The sequence below is a fragment of the Blattabacterium cuenoti genome (assembly GCF_014251315.1).
GTDB classification, from domain to species: Bacteria; Bacteroidota; Bacteroidia; order Flavobacteriales; family Blattabacteriaceae; genus Blattabacterium; species Blattabacterium cuenoti_AJ.
Window position 1 is genome coordinate 90,074 of the sequence record NZ_CP059185.1, and the last position, 24,962, is coordinate 115,035.

Genomic DNA, 24,962 nt, shown 5'->3' on the forward strand with positions numbered 1-24,962 from the left:
AAATATGGATTTAGATTTAACTTATTCAGGTTTAGCTGCTTTAGGGGCTGGTCTTGCGGTAATAGGAGCGGGATTAGGAATTGGAAAAATTGGAAGTTCTGCTATGGACGCTATTGCTAGACAACCTGAAGCTTCAAATAAAATACAGAATGCTATGATTATATCGGCTGCACTGATCGAAGGAGCAGCATTATTTGGAATAGTCACTACGTTATTAGCTGTATTTAAATAAAATATCAATGGATTTAATAACTCCTTCTATTGGATTAATTATTTGGCACACAATAATATTTATAATACTCATGTTTTTTCTTTCAAAATTTGCTTGGAAACCGATAATGAATTTCATTGATCAAAGAGAAAAAAAAATTAAAATGTCTATTGAAAAAGCTGATCAAATAAAAGAAGAATTGAAACATATAGAAGATCAAAAGAATAAAATTTTAAAAGAAACCCGTTTGAAAAGAGACCTAATTTTGAAAGAAGCTATTGAAATTAGAGAAAAAATAAAATTGAAAGCGAAAGAAGAGGGAATGATAGAAAAGAAAAAGATTATAGAAGAAACAAAAAAAAATATTGAAATAGAAAGGAAAGTTGCAATTCTTAAGTTAAAAAATAAAATAGGAGATATTTCTATTCAAATCGCCGAAAAAATATTAAGAAAAGAGTTAGATCAAGCCTATAAACAAGATAAGTTTATGAAAGAATTAGTAGATCAATTGTACTAATTTCAGAAAAAATGTTTTCAAATAAAAAAATAATTGAACATTATGCTCAAGTTTTTTTTGAGTTTTCTATTGAAAATCTGAATAATAGTGAAATATTTTATCATAAAATTAAAAAAATATCTTTTTTATTAAAAAATGATATCTACATAAATAGAATCATTTGTAGTTCTTTATTAAATTCTGAAAAAAAAATAAGGATTTTCAAAAAAATATTTTATACTTTTGATGCTTTACTTTTTAAATTGATTAAACTCTTAATTCTAAGAAAAAGAGAATCTTTTTTGAAAGAAATTTTTTTAAAATACCAAGAAATATACGAGGAAAATCAAAAAGGATTTGTAAAATCTGTTATTATTTCTGCTTTTCCTTTGAAAAAGGATATACAAGAAATAATTGCACAAAAAATAATGTCTAATAAAAAAAAATTTCATTTTTTCAATAAAATAGATAAATCTATTATTGGAGGTTTTATATTTCGTGTAGGATACAAAGAATGGGATTTTAGCGTTAAAAAACAATTATTACATATTAATAAATATATATTTCAAAGTTAATTAAAATAAAAGCTTTTATTTTCATATGTCAGATTTAAAATATTCTGAAATATCATCAATTCTTAAAGAAGAATTATCAAATTTTCAATTTGAATCAAAATTATCCGAATCTGGTGTAATTGTTCAAATAGGAGATGGAGTCGTAAGATCCGTTGGACTAAATTCTGCTTTTTATGGAGAATTAGTAGAATTCCATGATGGAATAAAAGGGATGGTTTTAAATCTCGAAGAAGATCATGTAAGTATCGTTTTACTTAGTCCATCAAAAAACTTAAAAGAAGGAGATATAGTAAAAAGAACTGGGAAAATTTTTTCTATTAAAGTAGGAGAAAATATGTTAGGTCGTGTTGTAGATGTATTAGGAAATCCTATAGATGGAAAAGGACCTATAGAAGGAGAATTATTTGAAATGCCTTTGGAAAGGAAAGCTCCAGGTGTTATTTATAGAGAACCTGTTAAAGAACCTCTTCAAACTGGTATAAAATTTATAGATTCTATGATTCCCATAGGAAAAGGACAAAGAGAATTAATTATTGGAGATAGACAAACTGGAAAAACAACTATAGCTATTGATACGATTATCAATCAAAAAAGATTTTTTAAAAAAAATCAGCCTGTTTATTGCATTTATGTAGCTATTGGGCAAAAAGGTTCTACAATAGCAAGAATTAAAAAAATTTTACAAAAAAAAGGAGCCATGCTTTATACGATTATAGTTTCAGCAACTTCTTCTGATCCAGCATCTATGCAAGTATTTGCTCCTTTTTCCGGAACTTCCATCGGAGAATATTTTCGGGATACAGGTCGTTCTTCCTTAATTATATATGATGATCTTTCAAAACAAGCAGTTTCTTATAGGGAAATGTCCTTATTATTACGACGTCCACCTGGTAGAGAAGCTTATCCAGGAGATGTTTTTTATTTACATTCTCGTCTTCTAGAAAGATCCGCAAAAATTATAAAAGATCAAAAAATGGCTGAAAAAATGAACGATATTCCATTTTCTATTAGAAAACAAATTAAAGGGGGAGGGTCTTTAACTGCATTGCCTATTATTGAAACTCAATCTGGAGATATCTCTTCTTACATTCCTACTAACGTTATTTCTATTACTGATGGTCAGATTTTTTTAGAAAAAGATTTATTTCATTCTGGAGTTCGTCCTGCAATTAATGAAAGTATATCTGTTTCTCGAGTAGGAGGATCTGCACAAATTCAGTCTATGAGAAAAATATCTGGAACTCTAAAATTAGATCAAGCTCAATTCAGAGAATTAGAATCTTTCTCAAAATTTGGTTCTGAACTAGATTCATCTACTATGAATATTCTTAATAGAGGAAAAATTAATATAGAAATATTAAAACAACCACCTCATACTCCCTATGATATAGCAGATCAAATAGCTATTATTTATGCTGGAACTAAAAATTTACTTAAAAAAATCCCTATTGATAAAATTTCAGATTTTGAAAAAGAGTATCTTTTCTATTTAAAAGAAAAACATGAAAATATCTTAAATTTTTTAAGAAATGGAATTTTTGACAAAAAAATATCTGATATTTTAGAAAACGTGGCTTTAGAGTTAAGTAAAAAATACGTTTCTTAAATTTTTGTTTGCTATGTCTAATCCAAAAGAAATAAAAAGAAGAATATTATCTATAGAATCTGTTATTAAAACTACAGAAGCAATGAAAATGATTTCTATAGTAAAATTACGAAAAACAAAAGATTTACTTATGCAAGTAAAAATTTATTTGGATTATATAGAATCGGTTCTTTTAGATCTTTTATTAACAAAAAAATGTAAAGAAAATTCTAAAAAAAATCAATATTTTTCAGAAAAAGGAAAAGGAAAAATGAAATTATTTATAGTATTTACTTCTGATCGTGGTTTATGTGGTTCTTTTAATTCTTCAATTTTTGAAAAAATTAATCATTTTTTTCAAAAAAAAAAATACTCATATAATGAATGTGTATTTTTATCTATTGGAAAAAAAGGATCTGATTTTTTATGTAAAAAATATAATATGTACAATAAAAATTGGATCGATAATAATTTATCGAATCAGAAAATACAATTTTTGGGATCAAAATTAATTTTTGATTTTTTAAAAGGGAAATTTTCTTCAATTTATTTGATGTACAATCATTTGAAAAAATCTTTATTTCAAGAAATAGTTATAGAAAAATTTCTTCCAATTACTACTAAAAATTTTAAAAAAAAAATATCGGAAATTTACTATATTTTAGAACCTTCTAAAAAAGAAATATTAAATTTTCTGATTCCGAAATTTTTAAATGCAAAATTATTAAAAATTTTTTGGGAATCTGCTACTGCAGAGCATACATCTCGCATGATATCTATGCATAAAGCTACAGAAAATGCATATGATATTAAACATGATTTAATATTAAATTATAATAAAGAAAGACAAACTACAATTACTAAAGAAATACTTGAAATTATTAGTGGATTAGAATCTATAAACAAAAAAAAATAATAAAAATTCCGATTGATTTATACATTATAATTATGGAAAAAATGTTAACAGGAATTAGAAGCACAGGGACTCCTCATTTAGGGAATATTTTAGGTGTTATTATTCCGTCTGTATTCAGAGCTAATAAAAGTACAAAATATTCTTCATTCATATTTATAGCTGATTTACATTCTATGGTTCAAATAGAGAATATAAGAACGATAAAAAATAATACTTATCAAATTGCAGCTGCATGGTTAGCTTTTGGATTAAATATAGATAATTGTTTATTTTTCAGACAATCTGATGTTTCGTCCGTTACTGAATTAGCTTGGTATTTCAATTGTTTTTATCCATATCAAAGACTTTCATTAGCTCATGCTTTTAAAAAAGAAATCAAGAATAAAGGAAAAATAAGTGTGGGTTTATTTACTTATCCTATTTTAATGGCTGCTGATATTTTACTTTACAACGCAAAAATTATTCCAGTAGGAAAAGATCAATTACAACATATTGAAATAGCTCGTTGTATAGCTAATTATTTTAATAAAAAAATAGATAAAAAATTGTTTGTTCTACCTAATGCTATTTTACAAAAAAATACGTTTATATTAGGTACAGATGGAAAAAAGATGAGTAAATCTCAAAAAAATTGTATTGATATTTTTTCTTCAGATGAAGTTTTGAAAAAACAAATTATGAGCATCCGTACAGATAGTAAATCTGTAGAAGAAAAGAAAAATCCTGAAACTGATTATATCATGTATTTATATAGTTTAATAGCTCCTTTGGATAAAATAGAGATCATGAAAAAAAGATATATAAGAGGAGGATATGGATATTATGAAGCTAAAATTGCATTATACGAGTATATTATTCATAAATTCTCATCGGAAAGAAAAAAGTTTTTTTCTTTTATGAAAAAGAAACCTTTATTAGATCATATTTTAGCTTTAGGTGCTAAAAGAGCAAAAAGGATAGCTAATGAAAGATTAAATTGCATTAGAAAACATTTGAGATACAATTCTATAAATTTTTAATCAATGCCATTATGACATAATTATAACTTTTGGCAAATCTTTTGCCCCAGTCCATAGAATTATATGGAAAATATTTTTTATATTATTTTATATTATGGATATTAATCAAAAAAACACTGAAAAACAGTCAAAATTATCTAATGAAAATAAATCTAATGGAATAGATTCCTCTTGTCAAAAAGAAGTACATGATCCATTAAAAAAAGAAATCCAGTTTTTTAAAGAAGAATTAGAAAAAGAAAAAGATAAATTTTTACGTCTTTTTGCCGAATTTGATAATTATAAAAAACGTATTCAAAAAGAAAGATTTGATATCTTTAGAAATGTTCATGAACAAATTCTTATAGATTTAATTCCAATTTTAGATGATTTTGAACGAGGGATTAAAGAATTAAAAAAATCTAAAGATGAACATCTTGTAAAAGGAGTTTTTTTGATACAGGAAAAACTTATTAAAACTTTAAAAGAAAAAGGATTAAATAAAATCAAAATAAAAAAAGGAGATGATTTTAACACGGATTTTCATGAAGCAATAACACAAATTCCAGCTATAACAGATGATTTAAAAGGAAAAATTATAGAAATTATAGAAGCTGGATATTTTCTAAAAGAAAAAGTGATACGACATGCTAAAGTCATTACCGGAAAATAATTAATAATTTTTATCTTCATGATGAAAAAAGATTATTACGAAGTATTAGGAGTTTCTAGAAACGCTTCTCCAGAAGAAATAAAAAAAGCCTATCGAAAATTAGCAATAAAATATCATCCAGATAAGAATTTAGATAATAAAAATAAAGCAGAAGAAAAATTTAAAGAAGCAGCCGAAGCTTATGAAGTTTTAAGCAATCCAGAAAAAAAACAACGTTACGATAAATTTGGACATTCTGGAATAAAAGGAAGTGCTTCAGGTTCAGGAATGAATATGGAGGATATTTTTGCAAATTTTGGAGATATTTTTGCTGATGCATTTGGAGAAGGTTTTTCTAGCTTTGGATTTGGAAGACAAAATAGACATAAAACTATTAAAGGAAGTGATTTAAGAATCAGAGTAAAACTTTCATTGGAAGAAATAGCTAACGGAGTAGAAAAAAAAGTTAAAGTTAAAAGACTTAAAGTGGCCAAAGGAATCAGATTTAAAAATTGTACATCTTGTAATGGTACTGGTCAAATAATACGAGTCACCAATACTATTTTAGGAAAAATGCAAACTACTTCACAATGTGGAATATGTTATGGTACTGGAAAAATTATTGAAAATATTCCTTATGGAGCTAATAAACATGGATTAATTAAAGAAGAAGAATTAGTAAATATTAAAATTCCCGCAGGTCTTACAGAAGGAATTCAATTAAAAGTTTCTGAAAAAGGAAATGAAGCACCATTTGGTGGAATTTCTGGTGATTTGATCGTGTTAATTGAGGAGATCCCTCATCATAAATTAAAAAGAGAAGGAAGTAATCTTCATTATGATTTGTATATATCATTTCCAGATGCAATATTAGGTGCTTTGAAAGAAGTTCCAACCATTAATGGAAAGGCAAGAATAAAAATAGATCCAGGAACACAATCAGGGAAAACTCTTAGATTAAAAAACAAAGGATTGCCTAATCTTGAAGGATATGGATATGGAAGTCTTTTCATTCATGTAAATGTTTGGACTCCAAAAAAAATTAATGAAGAACAAAAAAAATTTTTTGAAAAAATGAGAAAAAATGAAAATTTTCTTCCTCATCCCGGAAATTCAGAAAAATCGTTTTTTGATCGTGTAAGAGAAATGTTTTCCTAGAAAATTTAATGATAAAATACTTTGATCAATTATTTTTACTGTTCTATTTCATTATGTTTTATTGATTTCAATGTAATTACATTTTTATATAACATCACATCAATAAAAAAAATTTTATGCAAAAAGTAGTAGTTGGACTTTCAGGAGGGGTAGATTCAAGTGTAGCTGCATTAATTCTTAAAAAAAGGGGTTATGAAGTTATTGGCCTATTTATGCATAATTGGGAAGAGGAAGATTCTAATAAATGTACTTGGAAAGAAGATAGTATTGATGCTATGTTAATCTCCAAGCAATTAAATATCCCTTTTCAAGTAGTTGAAATGAAAAATGAATACAAAAAACATGTCATAAACTACATGTTTAACGAGTATAAATCTGGAAAAACCCCTAATCCAGATATTTTGTGCAATAGAGAAATAAAATTTAACATTTTTTTGAAAAAAGCTCTTGATTTAGGAGCAGATTTTATTGCTACAGGACATTATGTAAATAAAGAAAAAATTGTAAAAAATAGAAAAACAATTTATCGCCTTTTAATTGGAAAAGACCTTAATAAAGATCAATCATATTTCTTATGTCAATTAACGCAATATCAATTGAAAAAATCTCTATTTCCGTTAGGATTACTAACTAAAAATAAAGTTCGAAAAATAGCAGAAATTCATAAATTATGTAATGCTCATAAAAAAGAATCTCAAGGTTTATGTTTTGTAGGTAAAATTAATTTACCTAATTTTCTTAAAAAAAGAATCCCTACAAAAAAGGGAGAAATTGTTTCCATTGATTCTAATGCTTCGATATTTCAAGAAAAAAAATTCTTTTTTTCTAAAGAAGAAGAGTTATTTTTTTTATCTAGAAAAAAAAAATACAAAAAATCAGATGGAAAAATAATTGGATCCCATAAAGGGGCTTATTATTTTACTAAGGGACAACGGAAGGGAATAGCATTAGGAGGTTATAAGGAAGCTCTTTTTGTTATAGATACTGATGTAAAAGAAAATGTTATTTATACAGGAATGGGAAAAAAACATCCGGGATTATATAGAAAATCTTTGTTTATTCAGGAAAAAAATATTCATTGGATACGAGAAGATCTTACTCTTTTTGAAGGTGAAAAAATGGATGTATTCTGTAGAATTCGTTATAGACAACCATTGCAAAAATCAAAATTGTATAAAATAAAAAAAGGAATGTTTATTGAATTTGATAGAATGCAATGTGCTATAACAGAAGGACAATTTGCCGTTTGGTATCTTGGAAAAGAATTAATAGGATCAGGTATTATTTCTATTGTTTTACATTTTATATTTTTTTTAAAAAATTAAATATATTTTATAAATATAAAAATTTTTTTTAAAAAATTTTTTAAAAAAGCATTCTTTTTTTGATAAAAAATCAAAAATACATTGTTCAAATAATTTCTTATTGTAAACTTTATAATATATTCATTAATAAATCAAAAAATAATAATATTTTAAAAATAAATACCTAAAAACCGCTTTTATATAATCTATTTTTTTCATATTTTTGCATATTATATAATTCAAAATTTGTATAGTTTTTTGTAAAACTATTCAAGTTCGGTGTTATTTTTTTATCCCTACTTGATAGCTCAGTAGGGCTTTTTGATTTATTAAAATATTTCATGAAAAAAAGAATTAACAATTTTAGCAAAGAAATCACAAAAGCACCTAATTTGCCAGCGGCACATGCTATGTTGTATGCTACAGGAATGAAAGAATCAGATTTTTGTAAAGCTCAAATAGGAATAGTTAGCAACTGGTACGAAGGAAATCCTTGTAACATGCATTTAGATAAATTAGCTAAAAAAATAAAATCATCGGTTATAACTAAAAATTTAATAGGATTTCAATTTACAACTATTGGAGTTAGTGATGGAATTACCATGGGGACATCAGGGATGAGGTATTCACTTCCTTCCAGAGAATTAATAGCAGATAGCATAGAAACTGTAGTAGATTCTCATTATTATGATGGAGTGATAGCTATACCCGGATGTGATAAAAATATACCAGGAGTTATGATAGCTTTGTTAAGACTAAATAGACCATCCATAATTGTATATGGAGGAAGTATTTCTTCCGGTTATTATAATGGAAAAAAGTTAGATGTTGTTTCTTCTTTTGAAGCTTTAGGAAAAAAGAATACATGTCAAATCACTGAAAATGAATATAAAAATATAGTAAAAAATTCTTGTCCAGGACCAGGAGCTTGTGGAGGAATGTATACAGCAAATACTATGTCCTCTGCTTTAGAAGCTATGGGAATGATGTTACCTTATTCTTCCTCTTCTCCTTCAACTAGTGAAAATAAGAAAATAGAGTGTGAAGAAGTTTCTATATATATTAAAAATCTTTTAAAAAAAGGAATAAAACCAAAAAATATAGTAACAAAAACTTCTATAGAAAACGGAGTGAAATTAGCTATGTGTTTGGGAGGATCTACTAATTTAGTTTTACATTTTTTAGCTATTGCTAAATCAGCAAATGTTGATTTTTCTTTAAAAGATTTTCAAAAAATTAGCAATAAAGTTCCTTTGATTGGAAATCTAAAGCCTAGTGGAACTTTCTTAATGGAAGATATACATATGTATATAGGAGGTATGCCTGTCATTATAAAATATTTATTAAATAAAGGAATATTATCAGGAAATTGTTTAACTGTTACTGGAAAAACATTATCTGAAAATATGAAAAATATTCCAGACATAACTTTTAATCAAAAAATTATTTATCCACTAGAGAATCCCATAAAAAAAAACGGACATATTAGAATTTTGTATGGAAATTTAGCGCCTAAAGGTGCTATAGCTAAAATTACAGGAAAAGAAGGAACAATTTTTAGGGGAATGGCTAATGTTTTTAATTCGGAAGAAGAAGCAAACCAAGCTATTTTAAATAATAAAATTTTACCTGGAGTTGTCATTGTTATTCGATATGTAGGTCCAATAGGAGGACCAGGTATGCCAGAAATGTTAAAACCAACATCTTATATTATGGGATCTGGACTAGGAAAAAAAGTAGCTCTTATCACAGACGGAAGGTTTTCAGGAGGATCACATGGTTTTGTTGTAGGACATATCACTCCAGAAGCACAATCTGGAGGATTAATTGCTTTAGTAAAAAATGATGATTTCATTAAAATAGATACAGAAAATAATACCATTACTCTTGAAGTAGAGGATGAAGAAATACAAAAAAGAATGAAGTCATGGACTCCCCCTTTATTAAAAGTTCAAAAAGGATATCTATACAAATATACAAAAATGGTATCTTCAGCTTCTGAAGGGTGCATTACAGATCAATTTTAGTTTTGTGTATGGAAAAAAAGTTATTCTATGGTTCAGAAATAGTAATAAAAGCTCTTTTATATGAAGAGGTAGAATATATATTTGGATATCCAGGGGGAGCCATTATGCCCATATATGATTCTTTACACGATTACTTAAATTCCATTTCGCATATTCTCATGCGTCATGAACAAGGATCTATTCATGCAGCACAAGGATACGCTAGAGCTACTGGAAAAATAGGTGTATGTTTTACAACTTCAGGTCCGGGAGCTACTAATTTAATTACTGGATTAGCAGATGCCTTGATAGATAGTACTCCTATTGTTTGTATTACCGGACAAGTCTCCTCTCATTTATTAGGAACTGATGCTTTTCAAGAAACCAACATCATAGATATTTCGATTCCTGTAACTAAATGGAATATTCAGGTTTTAAAAGCTAAAGATATTTGTGAATCAATCCAAAAAGGATTTTTTATAGCTAAAAAAGGGAGACCAGGGCCTGTATTGATAGATATAACCAAAGATGCCCAGTTTCAAAAAACTATATTTCATTATACACGTTGTAAATATATAAAAAATTTTCGTCCATATCCTTGTATAGAAAACAAAAGAATAATAGAAGCTGCAGATTTAATAAATTCGGCTCAAAGGCCTTTAATTCTGGTAGGTCAAGGAGTAATTTTAGCTGAAGCAGAAGAAGAATTTAAAGAATTTGTTGAAAAAACTGGAATTCCAGTAGCTAGCACTTTATTAGGTTTAGGAGCATTGGAGAGTGATCATCATTTATATGTAGGAATGTTAGGGATGCATGGAAATTATGCCCCCAATATTTTAACTAATCAATGTGATATTCTCATTGCGATAGGTATGCGATTTGATGATCGTGTAACTGGAGATGTTAAAAGATATGCTAAACAAGCTAAAATCATTCATCTAGAAATAGATTCTTCCGAAATCAATAAAAATATTTTATGTCATCTCCCAATTTTGGGAGATTGTAAAATATCTTTAAAAAAATTGGTTTTTTATGTTAATAAATCTGTTCATCAAAAATGGATAGATAAATTTTTTCATCTTAAAGAAAAAGAAAAAATCACAGTAATACAAGAAGATCTGAATCCAAAAAAAAAAGGTATTACTATGGGTGAAGTAATTAAATGGATTAATCAATACAAACAAAAAAATGCAGTTCTTGTAACTGATGTAGGACAACATCAAATGATAGCTTCAAGATACTTCAATTTTACTTACAAAAAAAGTCAAATAACTTCTGGAGGATTGGGAACCATGGGGTTCGCTTTACCTGCTTCTATAGGGGCTCAATTAGGATCCAAAAATAGGCAAGTTATTTGTGTTGTAGGAGATGGAGGAATTCAAATGACAATACAAGAAATGGGGACAATATTACAAAATAAGATTCCCGTAAAAATTATACTATTAAATAATAATTTTTTGGGAATGGTACGTCAATGGCAACAACTTTTTTTTAATAAACGTTATTCGTGTACAGAACTGGTTAATCCAGATTTTATAAAATTAGCTGATGCTTATAACATAAAAGCAAAAAAGGTAAGAAAAAGAGAAAAATTAAAAGAATCAGTAAAAAAAGCATTAAATCATGAAAATGCTTTTTTATTAGAAGTTTTGATAGAAAAAGAAGACAATGTTTTTCCTATGATTCCTTCAGGAGCTGCTGTGGATGAAATCCGTTTAAATTAATTAATAAATATATAACACTATGAAGCATCAATTCAGAATAATAATTTTAGGAGAAAAAGAAACAAGATTATTAAGTAGAATTCTTATTATATTAAATCGGAGGAATCTGAAAACTAATCATATTCATGTATCCAGTAATAATGAAAATGAAACCATGAGTAATATTCAATATATTGTTGATATAGAATGTCAAGAAGAACAATTGTTTAAAATCAAAAAATTAATTGAAAAGTTAATTGGAATTATTCATGTTTACTATTCTAAACTAGAAAAACAAAATTCAATAAAAAGTTTATGGAAAAAAATAGATTTGCCACTAGCTACATATTAAATGAAAAATAAAAATATAAAAATTATGAAAATAAAATTTGGATCTATAGAAGAAACTATTGTTACAAGAGATGAATTTCCATTATGTAAAGCTAGAGAAACTTTGAAAAAAGAAACTATTTCTGTTTTAGGTTATGGAGTCCAAGGTCCTGGACAGTCTCTTAATTTAAGAGATAATGGATTTAAAGTGATAGTGGGGCAAAGAAAACATTCTTTTTCTTGGAAAAAAGCGTTAAAAGACGGATGGATAGAAGGAGAAAATCTTTTTACTTTAGAAGAAGCTTCTGAAAGAGGTACTATACTTATGTATTTGTTATCAGATGCAGGTCAAATCTCTTTTTGGCCTACTCTTAGTACATACTTAACTGAAGGAAAATCTTTATATTTTTCACATGGATTTGGATTAACTTTTTGTAATCAAACAAAAATATATCCTTCTAAAAATATAGATATTTTTTTAGTAGCACCTAAAGGATCGGGTACCAGTTTAAGAAGATTATTTAAACAAGGAAAAGGAATCAATTCTAGTTATGCTGTTTATCAGGATTATAGTGGAAACAGTTTAAAAAAAACTTTATCAATTGGAATCGGAATAGGATCTGGATTTTTATTTAAAACAAATTTTAAAAATGAAGTATATTCTGATTTAGTAGGAGAGAGAGGAACTTTGATGGGAGCTATACAAGGGATTTTTTCTGCACAATATCAAATATTAAGAGAAAAAGGACATTCTCCTTCAGAATCTTTCAACGAAACTGTAGAAGAATTAACTCAAAGTTTAATGCCACTAGTTTCGGAAAAAGGAATGGATTGGATGTATGCTAATTGTTCTACTACTGCACAAAGAGGTGCTTTAGATTGGTGGAAAAAATTTAGAAATGCTACTCTTCCAATATTTAAAGAATTATATAATGAAGTATCATCTGGAGATGAAGCAAAAAGAATTATTGAAGCTAATAGTGATACCAATTATAGAGAAAAATTACAAAAAGAATTACAAGATCTTAGAAAAAGTGAATTGTGGGAAGTAGGATCCATAATTCGTAATCTTAGACCTGAAAAAAAAGATCAAAATTAATATTATTTTAAGGATTGAAAAATAAGATTAAAGGATACTTTCCTTCTTACAAAGAAATAATTAAAGCAAAAAATCTTTTAAAAGATATTATTAATGAAACTCCATTACAAAAAAATTTTCTTTTATCAGAAAAATATAAAGCTAATGTTTTCCTAAAAAGAGAAGACTTACAAATCATACGTTCATACAAAATTAGAGGAGCTTATAATAAAATAAAAAGTTTATCTCATATAGAATTGAAAAAGGGAATTATTTGTGCTAGTGCAGGAAATCATGCACAAGGGGTTGCTTATTCTTGTAATATATTAAAAATACCAGGAAAAATTTATATGCCAAGTACTACTCCTAAGCAAAAAGTAGAGAGAGTCAAAATGTTTGGAAAAGAGTATATTGAAATTATTCTTATCGGAGATACTTTTGATGCAGTTAGTTATGAAGCTATGAAAGATTGTAAAAAAAATGAAAAAATTTTTATTCATCCTTTTGATGATATTAAAATTATTGAAGGACAAGCTACTGTTGGAGTGGAAATTTTACAACAATCTATTTCAGATATAGATTATGTTTTTATTCCTATTGGTGGAGGAGGATTAGCTTCTGGTGTAGGAAGTCATTTTCAAGAATTTAGTCCTAAAACTAAAATTATTGGAGTAGAACCTCAAGGAGCTCCATCTATGAGTTTTTCTTTGAAAAAAGGAAAAGTTGTTGAATTAAAAACAATAGACAGATTTATTGATGGAGCTTCAGTAAAAAAAGTGGGAGAATTAAATTTTAATATATGTAATCAAACATTATTTGACATCAGAACCGTTCCGGAGGGAAAAGTTTGCACAACGATTTTGGATTTATATAATTTAGAAGCTATTGTTGCAGAACCTGCTGGAGCTCTTTCAATAGCTGCTTTAGATTTTTATTCTGATGAAATAAAAGGAAAAACTATTGTCTGTATTTTAAGTGGAGGAAACAATGATATTACTAGAATGGAAGAAATTAGAGAAAGATCTCTTTTATATGAAGAAAAAAAGCATTATTTCATTGTAAAATTTCCCCAAAGAGCTGGCGCTTTAAAAGAATTTGTTAATAATATTTTGGGACCAAAAGATGATATTGCCTATTTTGAATATTCCAAAAAAACTTCTAAAGAAGAAGGACCAGCAGTAATAGGAATAGAACTAGCAGATAAAAATGAATTTACTGGATTAATAGGAAGAATGAAGAAACATAAAGTTCATTTCCAATATTTGAATAAAAATCCATATTTATTTCGGATTCTCATATAATAAAAAAAATTCGTACCCACGACTGGATTTGAACCAGCACATCCTAATCGGATACCACCCCCTCAAAGTGGCGTGTCTGCCATTTTCACCACGTGGGCATTATATCAAATAATGATCATTTCCTATGATGAAGATAGGATCTCTTGTTTATTCAAATATAGAATTTATTGAAATTCCATCAAAGAAAAATATAAGTTATCTTTGAATGAATTATGAATTCTATTCAAATAAAAAAATATGAATATAGCAATAATAGGATATGGAAAAATGGGTAAAACTATAGAAAAAATAACTAAAATTAGAAATCATAAAATTTCATTATGTTATGATGGAACCCCTTCTTTACATTTATTGAAAAATTCAAATTCAGATGTAGCAATAGAATTTAGTCAACCTCATTCTGCTTTCAATAATGTAAAAATTTGTATAGAAAATGATATTCCTGTAGTAAGTGGAACTACAGGGTGGCTAGAAAAATTTGAAATTATTAAAAAAATATGTAAAAAAAGAAATGGATCTTTTTTGTACTCATCCAATTTTAGTATTGGAATGAACATTTTTTTCGAAATTAATAAAAAATTATCAAAACTATTGCATTTATATTCTAAAGATTATGAAATAACAATAGAGGAAATTCATCATAAAGAAAAAATAGATAAACCTAGCGGAACAGCTATTTCTTTAGCAAAAGATATAGTTCACAACAAAATGAAAAAAACATGGGTTTTGGATGAAAAAAAGACAAAAGATCAAATTTTGATTTTATCAAAAAGATTTAATAATGTACCCGGAATACATACTGTAAAATATGAATCTAAAATAGAGGATATAAAAATCCAACATAAAGCTCATAGCAGAGAAGGATTTGCTTTAGGTGCTGTTATTGCAGCAGAATGGATTCAAAACAAAAAAGGTTTTTTTTCTATGAAAGAAGTTTTAGGAATATAAATATCTTTTTATGTATCAATATTTTGTTTTTAGTGGCATATTTTTATTTTTTGAACATATCATTCATATTTTAGGAACATGGAAATTTTATAAAAAATTGGGGATAAAATCTTGGAAAATTTTTATTCCTGTATATAATATTTTTATTCTTTTAAAAATTTATAAAAGATCTATCTGGTGGATTTTACTATTATTTATTCCATTAACTAGCATAATCTTAATTTAAATTTTGTGGATGAACTTAATTTATACTTTTTTAAAAAAAACGAAAAAAAATATTATTTTATTTTTAATGTCTGCGGGTTTATACATTTTTTACGTAAATTTTTTCAAAAAAATACAATTATTAAAAATTGAAAATATAAAAAAAAAAGAAGATAATATAGGGATTTTATTCGCTATTGTTTTTTCTTTTGTAACTCATACTTATATAGTTCAACCTTTTGTGATTCCTACTTCTTCTATGGAAAGAACTTTATTAGTAGGAGATTTTATATTAGTCAGTAAAATTCATTATGGATTACGAATGCCTATGTCTCCTATTTGCATTCCTTTTTTTACACATAACAATATTATTGGAAATATAAAATCTTATATTTCTATTTTTCAATGGCCATACTTTCGTTTTCCTCCTATACAATCTGTGCAAAGAAATGATATAATCGTTTTCAATTATCCTAAAGATTCTAATCATAAAATAATAGATCGTAAAGACCATTATATTAAACGTTGTGTAGGATTACCAGGAGATTTAATCTCTATTAAAAAAGGGATTTTATTTGTTAATCATAAAAAAGAAAAATCTTTTTTGGAAAAACAACAAGCTTATTTTATTAAAACGATAAATATTCCTTTAAATATAGAATATCTTAAAAACAAAATGGATATTGAAGATATTGAATGTATTGAAGAAAAAAATGATGAATATTTTTATCAAATTATGTTAAATGAAAAAAAAGCAACTCAAATAAAAAATTTATTCGATAACATAGTTTTTATAAAAAAGTATATTCTTCCTATTCATTTTAAGGAACATTCTATATTTATGAATTATTCAGATTGGAATAGAGATTTTTTTGGGCCATTACACATACCTAAAAAAGGGGAATTAGTGAAATTAAATTCAAAAAATATTCATGTTTATAATGAAATTTTCACTTATGAAAAAGTTAATAAATTCGATATGACTTCAAAGAAATATTATAAAGTAAAAAACAATTATTATTTTATGATGGGAGATAATAGACATAATTCATCTGACTCTCGATATTGGGGTTTTGTTCCAGAAGATCATATAGTAGGTAAACCTATATTTATATGGATGAGTATCGATTGGGATCGAAAAAATCCTTTAAATATATTTAATTGGAAGTTTCGTTGGGATCGCATTATGAAAACAATAAATAATCAACATTCTTATCTATCTTTATTTTTTCTATTTTCATTTTCATATTTAATCTATTTTTTATTTAAAAACGAAAAATCATAAATTCAATAAAAAATATTATTTTCGTTTTTTTTAAAAAAACTCCCTATAAAATAACCAGATAAAATCCCTCCAATATGAGCAAAATGAGCAACTCCAGGTGCTAAATTAAAAATAGACGAGACAAAACTTCCAAAAATAAAAATTATAAGAGCTTTTCTAACTGCTATTGGAAAAGGAAAAGGTAAAATAAAAATTTTATGTTCTGGAAAAAATTTAGCAAAAGCTCCTACTATTCCACTTACGGCTCCAGAAGCTCCCATCATAGGAGAATACATAGAAGTATAAAGATTAATTTTTTGTTCTTCATTGAAATAATCTAACATTTTTTTAGCTTGTGAAAAATCTAAAGTTTGAACAAAGTAATATAAAACACCAGTGTTAAAAATGATTTGAAATAATGCCGCGAAAATACCTGATAAAAAATATATAATTATAAATTTTTTTACTCCTAATAAAGTTTCTATCTGTCCTCCAAACATAAATAAAGCTAACATATTAAAAATTATATGAAAAAAAAGTCGTTTCGAGTGGACAAACATATGAGTAAAAATTTGATATAATTCAAATCGTTCATCTAAAGGATGATATAAAGAAAGAATGCTCTCTATTTTATATTGTGAAAAAACAAAAGCAGCTGTATACACAAGTATATTCACACTAATTAAATGTTTTACAGCATCTGAATTAAAATTTGTATAAAAATTCACTTTTTAAAAAAAATTTTTTCTTAAAACAAAAAATATGGGATCGCCTGAATATGTATAATTTGGATTATGACAAGAAAATAAATCTTTAATTATACATTCCATTTTTTCAGGATATAATTTTGTTCCGTATTTTATAGATGCGGATTTGGATATAATTTGAATAAGTTTCTTTTTATTATTTTTTTCTTTTCTAAGAAAATTATATGTTATAATATTTTGAATGATTTCAACCAACATGTTTTGATGTATGTTTTCAGGGACAGAATACAAATAAGCTGATTCGTTACAAATATATAAATGAAATCCAAAATTGATCAAATCATTTTTTATATTATTTAAAGAAATAGATTCTTTTTTTAAAAGTTTTACTTTTATGGGAAAAATCAATTGTTGACTTATCAAATTTCTTTTTCTTAAAAAGAATTCAAATAATATGTTTTGATGCGCTTTATGTTGATCTACCAATATCACATATTCATTCTTCAATACAAAAATTATGTATTTTCTATTCATTTGAAGAGTTTTTATTTTACTTTTATGAGAAACATAATGAAATAACTCATTTGTGAATTGAAAATTGTTATTAAATGTTTCAAAATTAGATTCATTTATTTTATGATACCAATTTTCTAGTTGAACGACTTTTTCTTGATCATAAAGTTTATCATAAAAATTATTTAATGAATAATCTTTTTTAAGTGATTTACAAGATAGAAAAATATCATAATTTTTCAACTCTCTATTTTTTACTTTATATTGATGAAATAAAATATTTTTGATTTCTTGTTGGATCATTTCACCAATATCCTCTTCTTTTTCTAATTTTACTTCTTTTTTTGTTGGGTGTATATTCCAATTTACTAAACTAGAATCTACAAAAATAAAAATAAAATAAGATGCTGTTTTTAAATCTCTCAAAAAACCATCATAAGCATGAACAATTTTTTTGTGTAAAAGTAAATGAGTAACACAGCGTTGATTCACCAATAAGAATTGATCACCTTTTTTTCTATAAATATCTGGAACGCTCACAAATCCTTCTACAAGAATTCCATTTTTTTTTATAAAAATGGAAACTAAATTTTTTATTTTATTTTTAAAAATTTCTTTAATTCTTTCTATTAAAGAAGTTTTTTTGAAATAAAAAACAATTTTATTATTATGATAAAATCGATATGTTATATTTCTGTGTGCTAAAATAATTTTATAAAATTCATAAATAATATGTTGAAATTCTATTTTAGAAGATTTTAAGAATTGTCTTCTAGCTGGAAATTTAGAAAAAATATTTTTTACAGAAATTCTTGTTCCTCGAAGCATATTTATAGGAATTTGTTTTTTTATTTTTCCTTCTTCTATAAAAAGATGAATTCCTACTACATTTTCTTCATTTTTAGTTTGGATTTCTAATTGAGAAATCAGTGCTATAGAAAATAAAGCTTCTCCTCTAAATCCTTTTGTTTTAATTTTGAAAATATCATCAGTTTTTTTAATTTTAGAAGTAGCATGTCTTAGAATACTCATTTTAGCATCATCAATACTCATCCCTATTCCATCATCTATTAATTGAATCAATGTTTTTCCTGAATCTTTTATAAAAATGTCAATCATTTTCGCGTTTGCATCTATTGCATTTTCTAATAATTCTCTTAAAACAGAAGAAGGACGTTGTATGACCTCTCCTGCAGCTATTTGCTGAATCACTTTTTCAGGCAAAAGTTGAATAATATTTTTCATTTTATAGACTTTCTAAATAAAGACATATATATAGCTGTTTTCGCACATTCTATACCTTTATTTCCATTTTTTCCGCCTGATCGATCAAAAGATTGTTGTTCATTTCTATCAGAAAGAACACAAAATATAACAGGGGTATCATATATTATGTTAATATCTTTAATTCCATTCGAAATAGCTTGACATAAATATTGAAAATGAGGAGTTTCTCCCTGTATCAGGGATCCTATGGCAATAATTGAATCAAAATCGTAACAATGAGCTATTTTTTTAGAAGAATAAATTAATTCATAACTTCCAGGAACTTCCCAAGTTTTAATTTTTTCTTTTAGTATTCCTAATTGAATTAAAGTTTCGTAAGCACCTTTATATAATCTATTCGTAATTTCTCTATTCCATAAAGAGACAATAATCGCAAATTTTAAATTTGCATTTTTTATTTTTTTTTTATCTAATGAATAAGCAGAATCTATCTTCATAAACACAATAATTTATAATTTGTTTTCAATAAACATAAGATATTTTTCAACGTTTTTTTTATACAAAAAAAAAGGATATTTTTTTTCTATTTTTTTTAGAAAAAATTTAGAATTTTTATATTTTTTCATATAAAAATTCAATAATGCTGCTTTGTAATAATAAAGAGGAGTTGTGATTTTATTATCTCTTACATTAGCTGCTATAACGTAATTTTTTAAGGCTTCTTTTTGATTTTTGATTTGAGAAAAAGCATCTCCTATAATTCCGTATTTCATAGAGGATAAAATTTCATCTTTTGCTGAAAAACTTTTCATCATTTGTATAGTTTTTTCATAATCCCCCAATTTATAATAGCAAATTCCTGCATAAAATTTAGATATGTTTCCTGCTTTAGTAAAAGGAAATTTAGAAGCTATACCTAAAAATCCTAAATAATTTATTTTAATATTTTTTCTATTTAAAGCTTTATCTGTTTCTCCTTCAGAAAGATATTGTTGAGCATAATTCAATTCTTTCATCGCTTTTTCTTCTGATGGATATAAAAAAAATTTCTTTGAAAAAAAATATGCACCAGTTATTATAATAATTAAAAAAAAAATTATGTTTTTTTTCATGTCATGATATTTGATAAATCAATAAAGGAACTATAATATTCTATAAATTTAATATTAATATACATTATCTAATTCATTTTTTTTCTTATTACTTCTATAGTTTTTATTCTTTTATGATCAATGCTTTTTATAATAAAAGAATAATTTAAAAAATTGATTTTCTGTTTTCTTTTTGGAAATTCTTTACTTATTTCCATAATAAATCCTCCTAAAGTATCTGCTTCTCCTTTTTTATTCTCAAAAAAAACTTCTTCTTTAATGTCCATAATACGATAAAAATTGATTAAAGATGTTTTTCCATCAAACAAATAATTATTTTGATTGAGTTTAGAATAAGACATGTCTTCTTCATCAAATTCATCAATAATATCTCCTACTATTTCCTCTATCACATCTTCAAGAGTAATTAATCCACATGTTCCTCCATATTCATCTACCACAATAGCTAAATGGATTTTCCTTTTTTTAAAATCGTTTAAAAGATCATCTATCTTTTTTTTTTCTGGTACAAAAAAAGGGGGATGAATTAATTTATTCCATTCAAAATTTTTATCATAAATAAACGGAAGTAGATCTTTCGCAAAAAGAACTCCTTCTATATCATCAATACTGTCTTTATAAATAGGAATCCGAGAATATCCCTGATACCTAACTAATTCTAATACGTTTGAAAAATTTGTATTTCGATTTAAAGCGAACATATCTATTCTTGGCGTCATAATTTGATGTATTTCTGTATTTCCAAAATCAACAATTCTTTGCAAAAATTGACGTTCTTTAACGTTTTTTTGATTTGAAGATGTAATTTTTAAAGCCTTTGAAAGTTGATCTACAGAAATCATTTTCTTTTTTTTTGTTACTTTTTTTTCTATAGATTTTGAAATCAAAATTATAATTTTGCTGATTGGATATAATATCTTACTGAGAATCAGTAATGGCTTTGCCATAAAAATAGCAAAACGTAAATTATTTTTACTAGCATATATTTTAGGTATTATTTCTCCAAATAAAAGCAAAATAAAAGTAAGAAACACCACCTCTAAAAGAAAATTGATAGGGATATGAAATCGATTATAAATAACTAAATATTTTTTTTGTAAAAATTCTGTTATTAAATAAGAACTTAGTATAACAATTCCAATATTAGAAAAATTATTAGATATTAATATTGTTGCTAGTAGTTTTTTTTTCTCTCTTAGAATTTTAAACACAATATTTCCTTTATAAGAGTTTTTTTTTCTCTCTCTATCAATCGTTTTTTTTTCAATACAAAAAAAAGCTGTTTCGGATCCAGATATTAGTGCAGAAAATAATAACAGTATTATTATTAATGCAAAATAAAAAACTAAATATAAAGTTTTTTCTAAAAAAACATTCGTCGAAGATTCTTTTTCCAAGAGATTAAATTTTGATAATAATTTTTAGAAAATAAAATGGAAAATTTATATGATAAAAAATGGATCTTAAATTCATATTAGGGTTTCATTGAAAATAAAAACTAAATCATTTTTTCATGTTTTAAAAATAAGATAATAGGACGAGGAAAAGGGTACTCATCTATTTTATTATGTGGGATAAAAAAAAAATTATCAAGAAATATATTTTTATTTTGTAAAATATCACAATTTAAAAATCGAATTGATAAAATTTGATGAGTAAGTTTATGTTCTATTTTATACATCAAAGTGTTAGAAACAACTATTCTAAATTTTTTCCAAATTTTATCATTTATATCATAAATTGAAAGATTTTCTTTCGATTCTATTAAAGGAAAATCATAAAGTCCCTTCCATATATCTTTATTAGATCTTTTATTTATACAAATATTTTTATTCCGATCACATATGAAAAGATAATAAAAAAATCTATGTTTTATAAACTTTTTTATTTTTTTTACAGGTAATTTATATACAGTTTCATTTTGAATGGAAAAACAAGAATCTTTAACTGGACATCCTAAACATTTAGGATTTTTTGGAGTACATAAAATAGAACCTAAATCCATAATTGCTTGATTAAAAATTCCTGGCTGTTTAAAATCCATTATTTTTGAAACAATAACTCGAAATATATTTTTTGTAGTAGTGGATGTAATATCATTATAAATTCCAAAATATCTAGAAAATACTCTAAAAGCATTTCCATCAATAGCAGGGATAACTTCATGAAAACATATAGATGCAATAGCTGCTGCTGTATATGGACCTATTCCTTTATATTTTATTAATTCTTTATATTTTTTGGGAAAAGAAATTTTTTTGTTTTTTAATTCTTTCGCAAAAGAATGTAAGTATTTTGCTCTAGAATAATACCCCAATCCTTCCCATTTTTTCAATACATCTTTCTCTTCTGCTTTAGCTAACTTTTCTAAAGTTGGAAATTTTTTTATAAAGTTTAAATAATACTTTTATGGTTTGTGATATCCTTGTTTGTTGCAGCATAAACTCTGAAACCAATATATAATATGGATTTTTAGTTCCTCTCCAAGGAAGGATTCTATGATTTTTTTTATACCAATTTATTATTTTTTTAGAAAAATCCATATACCTTTAATTTTAGAGCAATTTTATAAAAAATTGGTATATTTAAGAAACCAAATTTTGTTATTCGATATAATGATTTAACATGACAAAAGCAGATATAATAACAGAAATCATATCAGAAACTGGATCTGAGAGAATTGATACGCAAAAGGTGATAGAAACATTTATGAAAAAAATAAAGCAAAGTTTAACATCGGGAGAAAATGTTTATTTAAGAGGATTCGGATCATTTATTATTAAATATCGTGCGAAAAAACTCGGCCGTCATATATCCAAAGATATGTCTATTGTAATTCCTGCGCATAATATACCAGCATTTAAACCTGCAAAATCTTTTACAGAATTAGTGAAAAAAAATGTTCCTATACCTATAAAGGAATAGAAATAATGGAAATACAATGAATCAATAATTACTAAATGAGAATTATGCCAAACGGAAAAAAAAGAAAAAGACGTAAAATTGCAACCCATAAAAGAAAAAAAAGAAATAGGAAAAATAGGCATAAAAAGAAATAATAATAAAATTAATCTATTGTAATTTCTGAAACCTTTTTCCTTGTTTTTGTGTATGAATAAAGAGTTAATTATAAATGCAGAAGAACAAGAAGTTAAGATAGCTCTTTTAGAAGAAGGAAAGTTACTGGAGCTTCATAGAGATGTTTTTGATAAAAAATTCTCTGTAGGAGACATATATTTGGGGAGAGTTAAAAAAATTTTATATGGATTAAATGCTGCTATCATAGATATAGGACATTCAAAAGGAGCTTTTTTGCATTATGATGATCTTGGATTTCAAATAGATCAAATGTTAGATTTGATATCTACAAATCATATAAAAAAAGAATTTTATAATTTTGAACCTCAAGAAAATAAAAATTCTATAAATCATATATTGCATCTTGGACAAAAAATATTAGTTCAAATTTCCAAAGAGCCTATTTCTAACAAAGGACCAAAACTTACTACCAAAATTTGCATTCCAGGGAGAAATTTAATACTTATACCTTTTTCAGAAAAAATTTTTATTTCTAAAAAAATAAAAAATATAAAAGAAAGAAGTAGATTGGTTTCTTCCATAAAAAAAATAATACCTCAGAAATTTGGTGTTATTATTCGTACAGCTGCTAATAATGAAATAGAAAAAATTCTGAATGATGAATTAATTTTTTTAATCAAAAAATGGAAAAAAACGTTAAATAGTTTAATGAAACTTTGTCCTCCAGTTCGAGTATTGAGTGAAAGGAGTAAGACTTATTGTTTATTAAGAGATATATTCAATAACGATTTTAAATCTATTTATTGTAATAACAGTTTTCTTTTTCAAGAAATTCATTCATATTTATCTTTAATTGCTCCAAAAAAAATCAGCATAATTAAATATTATAAAGGAAACCTCCCCATATTTGAAAAATATGGGGTAGAAAAACAAATACAAATTTTTTTAGGAAAAAATGTCCCCCTTGAAAATGGAGCTTATCTTATAATAGAACACACTGAAGCTTTACATGTTATAGATGTTAATAGTGGAATGAGTAATCATATGATGAAAAATTGTACAGAAATAGAAAGAACTGAGAATATATTGAAAATTAATTTATTGGCAGCAACTGAAATAGCTAGACAACTTAGACTGAGGGATATGGGAGGTATAATTATAGTGGATTTTATAGATATGTATGACTCTATGCAAAAAAAACAACTATATGAACATTTAAAGGATAAAATGAAAAATGATAGAGCAAAACATCAAATTTTACCTCCTAATGAATTTGGTTTAGTTCAATTTACTCGTCATAGAGTAAGGCCTGAATTAAAAAAAATGAATATAAATAATAAAAAGTCTAAAAATTCTCCTGAGAATTACATTCATTATTTGGAATTTGTTCTAGAAACTATTATAAAAAATAAGAATCATAAAGGAATACAATTACATATTCATTCTTTTGTTTCAGCTTATTTAAAAAAAGGATTTCCTTCTATTCAACAAAAATGGTTTTTAAAATATAAAAAATGGATAAAAATAATTCCAAGAGATTCATTTGAATACACAGAATATCTAATTTTAAATAAAAATCATAAAATTGTATCATCTTCTTTTTATTTTCATTAAAATTTATTATAAATTATTTAT

General features: G+C 25.5%; 25 protein-coding genes and 1 tRNA gene. 19 read left to right on the forward strand and 7 right to left on the reverse strand.

Annotated features, from left to right (window positions below):
• The first annotated feature begins 4 nt into the window (after positions 1-4).
• The 14 genes from atpE to ilvA all read left to right on the forward strand — a co-directional run bounded on the left by atpE (position 5) and on the right by ilvA (position 14,313).
• A complete protein-coding gene (atpE, locus tag H0H74_RS00380) occupies positions 5-232 on the forward strand; it encodes an ATP synthase F0 subunit C (RefSeq protein ID WP_185849292.1) in 228 nt (75 codons plus the stop codon).
• A 7-nt stretch (positions 233-239) separates the two neighbouring features.
• Positions 240-728, forward strand: a complete 489-nt coding sequence (atpF, locus tag H0H74_RS00385; protein WP_185849293.1) for a F0F1 ATP synthase subunit B — start codon at positions 240-242, stop codon at positions 726-728.
• Between the two features lie 11 nt (positions 729-739).
• On the forward strand, positions 740-1,282 hold the full coding sequence (gene atpH / locus H0H74_RS00390; RefSeq protein ID WP_185849294.1) for an ATP synthase F1 subunit delta: 543 nt from the start codon (positions 740-742) through the stop codon (positions 1,280-1,282).
• Between the two features lie 25 nt (positions 1,283-1,307).
• The gene (gene atpA / locus H0H74_RS00395; RefSeq protein WP_185849295.1) at positions 1,308-2,888 is read left to right on the forward strand and encodes a F0F1 ATP synthase subunit alpha; all 1,581 of its coding nucleotides are present in this window, start codon (positions 1,308-1,310) and stop codon (positions 2,886-2,888) included.
• A gap of 13 nt (positions 2,889-2,901) precedes the next feature.
• Complete coding sequence (atpG, locus tag H0H74_RS00400) at positions 2,902-3,783, forward strand: ATP synthase F1 subunit gamma (RefSeq protein WP_185849296.1); 882 nt, start codon at positions 2,902-2,904, stop codon at positions 3,781-3,783.
• Between the two features lie 32 nt (positions 3,784-3,815).
• A complete protein-coding gene (trpS, locus tag H0H74_RS00405; RefSeq protein WP_185849297.1) occupies positions 3,816-4,802 on the forward strand; it encodes a tryptophan--tRNA ligase in 987 nt (328 codons plus the stop codon).
• A 94-nt stretch (positions 4,803-4,896) separates the two neighbouring features.
• A complete protein-coding gene (locus H0H74_RS00410) occupies positions 4,897-5,454 on the forward strand; it encodes a nucleotide exchange factor GrpE (protein ID WP_185849298.1) in 558 nt (185 codons plus the stop codon).
• Positions 5,455-5,472: 18 nt separating this feature from the next.
• Positions 5,473-6,591 (forward strand): molecular chaperone DnaJ, encoded by a 1,119-nt coding sequence (gene dnaJ / locus H0H74_RS00415; protein WP_185849299.1) that lies wholly within the window; start codon positions 5,473-5,475, stop codon positions 6,589-6,591.
• Between the two features lie 116 nt (positions 6,592-6,707).
• Positions 6,708-7,916, forward strand: a complete 1,209-nt coding sequence (mnmA, locus tag H0H74_RS00420) for a tRNA 2-thiouridine(34) synthase MnmA (RefSeq protein WP_185849300.1) — start codon at positions 6,708-6,710, stop codon at positions 7,914-7,916.
• 320 nt (positions 7,917-8,236) lie between these two features.
• Positions 8,237-9,922, forward strand: coding sequence for a dihydroxy-acid dehydratase (gene ilvD, locus H0H74_RS00425; protein ID WP_185849301.1), 1,686 nt, complete (start codon positions 8,237-8,239; stop codon positions 9,920-9,922).
• Positions 9,923-9,930: 8 nt separating this feature from the next.
• Positions 9,931-11,625, forward strand: coding sequence for a biosynthetic-type acetolactate synthase large subunit (gene ilvB / locus H0H74_RS00430; RefSeq protein WP_185849302.1), 1,695 nt, complete (start codon positions 9,931-9,933; stop codon positions 11,623-11,625).
• Positions 11,626-11,644: 19 nt separating this feature from the next.
• Entirely contained in the window at positions 11,645-11,956 is a 312-nt protein-coding gene (locus H0H74_RS00435; protein WP_185849303.1) for an acetolactate synthase, read from the forward strand.
• Between the two features lie 24 nt (positions 11,957-11,980).
• Positions 11,981-13,033, forward strand: a complete 1,053-nt coding sequence (gene ilvC / locus H0H74_RS00440) for a ketol-acid reductoisomerase (protein WP_185849304.1) — start codon at positions 11,981-11,983, stop codon at positions 13,031-13,033.
• 14 nt (positions 13,034-13,047) lie between these two features.
• On the forward strand, positions 13,048-14,313 hold the full coding sequence (ilvA, locus tag H0H74_RS00445; RefSeq protein WP_185849305.1) for a threonine ammonia-lyase: 1,266 nt from the start codon (positions 13,048-13,050) through the stop codon (positions 14,311-14,313).
• Positions 14,314-14,326: 13 nt separating this feature from the next.
• Here the strand turns inward: ilvA and H0H74_RS00450 are convergent.
• A tRNA-Leu gene (locus H0H74_RS00450) sits at positions 14,327-14,411 on the reverse strand.
• 139 nt (positions 14,412-14,550) lie between these two features.
• Here H0H74_RS00450 and dapB point away from each other — a divergent pair.
• Genes dapB through lepB form a run of 3 tightly spaced genes read left to right on the forward strand, consistent with a single transcriptional unit; the run spans position 14,551 to position 16,750 of the window.
• Entirely contained in the window at positions 14,551-15,261 is a 711-nt protein-coding gene (gene dapB, locus H0H74_RS00455) for a 4-hydroxy-tetrahydrodipicolinate reductase (RefSeq protein WP_185849306.1), read from the forward strand.
• Between the two features lie 10 nt (positions 15,262-15,271).
• A complete protein-coding gene (locus tag H0H74_RS03110) occupies positions 15,272-15,487 on the forward strand; it encodes a DUF5684 domain-containing protein (RefSeq protein ID WP_238784098.1) in 216 nt (71 codons plus the stop codon).
• Between the two features lie 9 nt (positions 15,488-15,496).
• Positions 15,497-16,750 (forward strand): signal peptidase I, encoded by a 1,254-nt coding sequence (lepB, locus tag H0H74_RS00460; protein WP_238784099.1) that lies wholly within the window; start codon positions 15,497-15,499, stop codon positions 16,748-16,750.
• 2 nt (positions 16,751-16,752) lie between these two features.
• Here lepB and H0H74_RS00465 read toward each other — a convergent pair whose 3' ends face one another.
• From H0H74_RS00465 to H0H74_RS00490, 6 genes are all read right to left on the reverse strand, one after another.
• Positions 16,753-17,457: a rhomboid family intramembrane serine protease gene (locus H0H74_RS00465; protein WP_185849307.1), complete on the reverse strand. Its 705-nt coding sequence runs from the start codon at positions 17,455-17,457 to the stop codon at positions 16,753-16,755.
• 3 nt (positions 17,458-17,460) lie between these two features.
• Complete coding sequence (gene mutL, locus H0H74_RS00470) at positions 17,461-19,194, reverse strand: DNA mismatch repair endonuclease MutL (RefSeq protein ID WP_185849308.1); 1,734 nt, start codon at positions 19,192-19,194, stop codon at positions 17,461-17,463.
• Positions 19,191-19,673 carry a 6,7-dimethyl-8-ribityllumazine synthase gene (ribH, locus tag H0H74_RS00475; protein WP_185849309.1) on the reverse strand — a complete coding sequence of 161 codons (483 nt, stop codon included), beginning with the start codon at positions 19,671-19,673 and terminating at the stop codon, positions 19,191-19,193. Before ribH ends, mutL begins: the two co-directional genes overlap by 4 nt.
• 12 nt (positions 19,674-19,685) lie before the next feature.
• Positions 19,686-20,288: a tetratricopeptide repeat protein gene (locus H0H74_RS00480; protein ID WP_185849310.1), complete on the reverse strand. Its 603-nt coding sequence runs from the start codon at positions 20,286-20,288 to the stop codon at positions 19,686-19,688.
• A gap of 68 nt (positions 20,289-20,356) precedes the next feature.
• On the reverse strand, positions 20,357-21,685 hold the full coding sequence (gene gldE / locus H0H74_RS00485) for a gliding motility-associated protein GldE (RefSeq protein ID WP_185849311.1): 1,329 nt from the start codon (positions 21,683-21,685) through the stop codon (positions 20,357-20,359).
• A 101-nt stretch (positions 21,686-21,786) separates the two neighbouring features.
• Positions 21,787-22,677, reverse strand: coding sequence for an A/G-specific adenine glycosylase (locus H0H74_RS00490; RefSeq protein WP_238784111.1), 891 nt, complete (start codon positions 22,675-22,677; stop codon positions 21,787-21,789).
• Positions 22,678-22,913: 236 nt separating this feature from the next.
• Between H0H74_RS00490 and H0H74_RS00495 the strand changes: the two genes are divergently transcribed.
• Both H0H74_RS00495 and H0H74_RS00500 read left to right on the forward strand, forming a co-directional pair.
• Entirely contained in the window at positions 22,914-23,213 is a 300-nt protein-coding gene (locus tag H0H74_RS00495) for an HU family DNA-binding protein (RefSeq protein ID WP_185849312.1), read from the forward strand.
• A 186-nt stretch (positions 23,214-23,399) separates the two neighbouring features.
• Entirely contained in the window at positions 23,400-24,941 is a 1,542-nt protein-coding gene (locus H0H74_RS00500) for an Rne/Rng family ribonuclease (RefSeq protein WP_185849313.1), read from the forward strand.
• Positions 24,942-24,962: the final 21 nt, after the last annotated feature.